The following is a 4745-nucleotide window of genomic DNA, read 5'->3' as shown; positions in this document are numbered from 1 at the left end:
CTCAATTTACGCAACAGAGCCATATGCATACTGTCCCTGTCACATATACGTTCGATTATGTGACAGTTTGCATCGGGAAGCTCTGCACGTCAAAATTTGTCACTTAACCCGTCATTCTGTCTAAGGCATGCAAAGGGTAGGCTAGGCTCATAATGTGACAGAAATTCCGGGGGGATGCCTTCCTTCGCGAAGGTGGCGCGCAACTGTTCCAAGGAAGCGGGGTCGCGCCGACCATAGGAAGCCAACGCGAACAGCGAGCGTGCCGTCTCGGGGTTGTGTCGTGCTTCAATGATGGCCTCATCAATGGCCTGGATTGCACGCTGCCAGTGATCGACGGGTTCGGGCTTCGGCGCTTTCGCCGGCAGGCCACTGGTGAACCCGGTTTGGGGCACGGACCAGAATAGCTTTGCGTGCTCGCCTGGCGGGCTTATATCCCTCACCTCAATCAAGCTGATTGCCGTTGCCGCCGCCTCCAGCATCTGCAACCGTACTGCCGGGTTCAGGGTTTCATACGGTCGCCACAGACTTTGCCCAGCACGCAGCGGATGCCCGCAGCATTCCCAGATTTGGCGGAGATACCCCGCGTAGGTGCCGCACGTCGAAAGCGGGGTGTTCAGCTCATCGAGCAGCGTGCGTAGCAGCCTAAACCACAATCCGGCGTGGATGCGTCGGCGCGGCAACTCCACGTGGCCGGTCGTCAGTGCCTGCCAGGTACGCTGGTCCATCGCCGCAATCGCGTCGCTGGCAGTGCGCGGTTCGGCGTCGGCGTTCTCCCAGCCGAGAAACCGCCCTGGCACGCCCCAATAGGATTCCAGCCAGCAGCCATGCAGTGGGCAGCTCAGCATCAGGGGCAGCTTCCACGCGAGCAGTACGGCTTGGTTCTCCGGATCGTTCAGGCAGAGCGGACAGGCGCGGTGTATCGGTTGGGTGGGCAGCCAGGCACGCCAGCTCGTGATGGATCGCGTCTTACGGCGGAGTCTCGGCAGCAGTACCGAGAGCTGGAACGCATAGGTTTCCAATGCGGCTGGAATCTGATCATCAAGGCTGTCCAGTAGCCAAGGCACCCAGCCGGCGAAACTCATGCAGCGCAGCCGATCCAGCTCGATACCGCTCCGCTGGGAGAGCATCGCCAGCAGCGCCAGTGGTGGCGCGGTGTCCAGGTCATCAACCTGGCCGTGACCAAGATCGTGCTCCAGCAGCTCGGACACTTCCATGTGATAGCAAAGGGCCACGCGGTTGAGCCACGAAGACAGGGCTTCGGCTTCCCTGGGTGCCGGATGCAGTGGCCAGCGTGGCGCTGGCTTCACATCAGTTCCCGCTCGAATTGCCGCCGCCGCTCGCTGGGACCGGTGTAATCGGCCATGCTGAGCGTGCGGTGGTTGATCGCTTCCTCACCACTCTCCACGGCGGCCACGGCCGCCGCCATCAATAGGTGCGCCAGCTCGCCAATAGTGCCCTCGCTGCGCGTGAGCAGGTAGCGAGCCATGTCCAGCGTGGCAATCGACGAAGGTCGCCGCAGCGGGAGCGAAGCCGCGAAGCTGGCCAGCAGTGAACAGCAATCGTCGTTGGCCTCCCACACCGGCAGCATCATCGGCTCGAAGCGATTTTCCAACTGGTCATCCGAGCGGATGGCCAGGTAGGCGTCGCGTGTGCCCACACCGACCAGCGGGATGCGCAATTCGTTGCCGAGGAAGCGCAGCAGGTTGAGGAATTCCCGGCGGTTGACGCTGTTGCCGGCCAGGACGTTGTGCAGCTCGTCGATCACCAGCAAACGCACACCGAGCTTGCGCAGCAGTGTCAGCGCCAGTTGCTCTATTTCCGGCAGCCGTGGGCGCGGTCGCAATGGTGCTCCCATCGCCGCGAGCAGCGCGACGTAGAAGCGGATCACCGATGGCTCGGACGGCATCTGCACGACCAATACCGGGATGTGCTCCTGGTCGGCGTCGGAGCTGGCCGGGTGGGCGCGGCGGAACTTCTCGACGATCATCGACTTGCCGTTGTTGGTTGGACCGACCAACAGCAGGTTGGGCATGCGTTGTTTGTTTGGCCACGTATACAGGGCTTCCAGCCGGTTCAACGCCTCGACTGCTCGCGGATAGCCGATCCAGCGGTCGGCGCGAAGGCGATGGATGCGCTCGTCCGCCGGGAGACGGGCCAAGCCCTGGGCCGCCGGCAGCAGGTGGGACAGGTCGATGATGGGATATTCGTCCACGGCTACCACTCCTCAATCTGGTCGAACGGTTTGGCAGGTGGCTGGTTGTCCGCCTGCGGGTCTGCCATGTCCGTGTCCGCTGGTGGCGTGGTTTTGACAGGTTGTTCCGTTGACTTGAGATGCTGGCGTCGATCCGCGTCGCGCCGCGCCTTGCGCGTGGCTTTCTGCGCAGTGGTCACGATTTCGCGCATCTGCCCGATCATGCGGAACAGCGCCGACTCATCCACCTGTTCGCGCCCTTGCTGCCGCAATTTCGCCAGCGCCTGCCGTTTTTCCCAGAGGGTGACAGCCGGGTGCGACAAGGTACGGTATGGAATTTCCAGATAGTGCTGCCCCTCCGGCTCCAGCACCCAAATGCGGCTGATGTCGCGTGGGTCGCGCCGGATCAGGAACGCAGGCAGGCGGTCGCGCCGAGCTATCCACGGCTTGAGCGCATCGGCGTAGTAGTGGATGTGGTCGATGACGAAGCCAGTGCGGGTCAGGGTGCGGCGGAGGACGGGCAGGAAATCGACCAGAAAAGCCGTGGTGCGAGTGATGACGGTTGGAACGCCGGTACGCGCGACAGCTTCGGCCCAGCGTGCGGCCGGCGGTTGGAGCAGGCCGTTGTGCACGGAGCCGTGATAGGTGCCAACCGCCAATGCGAGCCAGCGTTCCAGCTCGCGCAGTGTCAGGGCGGCCATCTTCTCGGAGGCGTATTCCCCGCGCTGGTCAGGGTTGGAGAAGGTCGTCCCCGGCAATTCGTCGTGGATCATTTGCATCGCCGTGCCGATGATCCGTTCCACGATGCCGCCATAGTGCGGCTGCCCGAGAGGCCGATAGTCCAACCGGATGCCATGCTGCTCGCAGCCACGGCGTAGCGCCTCGCTCTTGAATTCGGCCGCGTTGTCCAGGTAGAGCAGCGCGGGCTTGCCGCTCATCGGCCAGTCCATTTCCACGTCCAACCTTTCCAACCAAGGGCGCTTGTCGCAACCGGCGTGTGCGAGGCACAGGCCGACCGAGACGGCAGATGGCGCTTCTAACGTGACCACCATGCCAACCACGCAGCGGGTGAACACGTCGATGGCGAGGGTCAGGTACGGACGGCCAATCGGTTGCCGGTCGCGCTCGTCCACCACGATCAGGTCGATGACTGTGTGGTCGATCTGTACCTGCTCCAGCGGTGCGGAGACTGGCGGAGGAACACCGCCAACACCTTGCAGGATGCGGGACGCATCCTGGCCTTCCCGAAGTCGAGTGGTCTTGAGTGGATCAAGGCTGGCGATCCGCAACGCGACCGTGTTGCGCGCCGGCATCCGCAGCTTTTGCAGCTTGCACACCCGCGCAACTTCACGGTGGAACGCCGCCAAGCTGCGCTTCTGCTTGGTCAGGAAGCGCTTTTGCAGTAGCTCGCGGATGATTCGTTCGACCGACTCCGGCAAGCGGCCTTTACCTTTGCCACCGCTCGACTGTCCAAGAGCCAAATCAGTGACCAGCCCCGAACCTTGCCGGGCACGGCGGATCAGGACGTAGACCTGCCGCCGGGACAGACCCAGCGCCTGGGCTGCTGCGTCGGCCGCTTCATGCCCGACCGTCTCCGACTGCGCCAACGGCCCAATGATCTCCGCGCGGCAGCGAGCACGCTCCCATGCCTGTTCTGACAGGGTGGCTACGCCGCGCTCGGCAATCGGTACGGTATCGGTCGCCATGCTCGCCTCGCTTTGGTGCACACGAGTATTGAGCATAGACGAGTTTCGTGCAGAGGAGTCCTGATATCGGGCTGTCAGGAGCCGTATGCACAGCAGGCTTCATGTCTCGTTGATTGGTGCAGTCGTCTTCTGAAAATGACATCGGGTATGCGCGGGTATCAACGACGGAACAGGACACCGCCTTACAGACGGACGCGCTACGCAAGGCGGGTTGTGCGCGGATTTTCGAGGACACGGTATCGGGAGCCAAGGCCGACCGTCCCGGCTTGGCTGCTGCGCTGGCCTACCTACGCGACGGCGATGTGCTTGCCGTCTGGCGGCTAGATCGGCTCGGGCGCTCCCTACCGGACCTGATCGAGACGGTTGGCGCACTGGATGCGCGTGGCGTCGGCTTCCGGTCGCTGACCGAAAGCATCGACACCACCACATCTGGCGGTCGACTCATCTTCCATGTGTTTGGCGCGCTCGGGCAGTTCGAGCGCGACCTGATCCGCGAACGCACCAAGGCCGGGCTGACCGCCGCCGCCGCACGCGGTCGAAAAGGCGGGCGCAAGCCGGTTGTCACTTCCGAAAAGTTGCAGCGGGCGCGGGAGTACATCGCCAACGGGCTGAACGTCCGGGAAGCGGCAGCACGACTCAAGATCGGCAAGACGGCCCTGTACGCCGCGCTGCAAGCTGCGAGTGCAGTGGACTCCTGACATTCTGTGCAGTCGTCTTCTGAAAGCGAAGCGTCGCAACCCGAGCCAGGGAAAAGCATAAGAAGTTCGCGGTCTTGGTACTCGCTGGGAGGATGGATTTGCGCCTAGGAATGCACTCGCCTTACAGAAAATTAACAGGCCGTTGAAAAA

General features: G+C 62.9%; 4 protein-coding genes. 1 reads left to right on the top strand and 3 read right to left on the bottom strand.

The genetic code is table 11. From position 1 onward, the window contains the following. Positions 1 to 89: 89 nt before the first annotated feature. Genes C6P64_RS17045 through C6P64_RS17035 form a run of 3 tightly spaced genes read right to left on the bottom strand, consistent with a single transcriptional unit; the run spans position 90 to position 3933 of the window. Positions 90 to 1307, bottom strand: coding sequence for a TniQ family protein (locus C6P64_RS17045; RefSeq protein WP_105749729.1), 1218 nt, complete (start codon positions 1305 to 1307; stop codon positions 90 to 92). Next, entirely contained in the window at positions 1304 to 2212 is a 909-nt protein-coding gene (locus tag C6P64_RS17040) for a TniB family NTP-binding protein (protein ID WP_013741668.1), read from the bottom strand. The genes C6P64_RS17045 and C6P64_RS17040 overlap by 4 nt, the downstream gene beginning before the upstream one ends. A gap of 2 nt (positions 2213 to 2214) precedes the next feature. Continuing rightward, positions 2215 to 3933, bottom strand: a complete 1719-nt coding sequence (locus tag C6P64_RS17035; RefSeq protein WP_105749728.1) for a Mu transposase C-terminal domain-containing protein — start codon at positions 3931 to 3933, stop codon at positions 2215 to 2217. 77 nt (positions 3934 to 4010) lie between these two features. Here C6P64_RS17035 and C6P64_RS17025 point away from each other — a divergent pair, with 77 nt between their 5' ends. Continuing rightward, on the top strand, positions 4011 to 4595 hold the full coding sequence (locus tag C6P64_RS17025; RefSeq protein ID WP_425436774.1) for a recombinase family protein: 585 nt from the start codon (positions 4011 to 4013) through the stop codon (positions 4593 to 4595). Positions 4596 to 4745: the final 150 nt, after the last annotated feature.

The organism is Malikia granosa, from assembly GCF_002980595.1.
GTDB lineage: Bacteria > Pseudomonadota > Gammaproteobacteria > Burkholderiales > Burkholderiaceae_C > Malikia > Malikia granosa.
This window is presented reverse-complemented; position numbering and strand designations above follow the sequence as displayed.

Bases quoted from the DNA above. Each gene is read 5' to 3' on its own strand.
- C6P64_RS17035 (WP_105749728.1), bottom strand. From the start codon at position 3,933: ATGCTCAATACTCGTGTGCACCAAAGCGAGGCGAGCATGGCGACCGAT.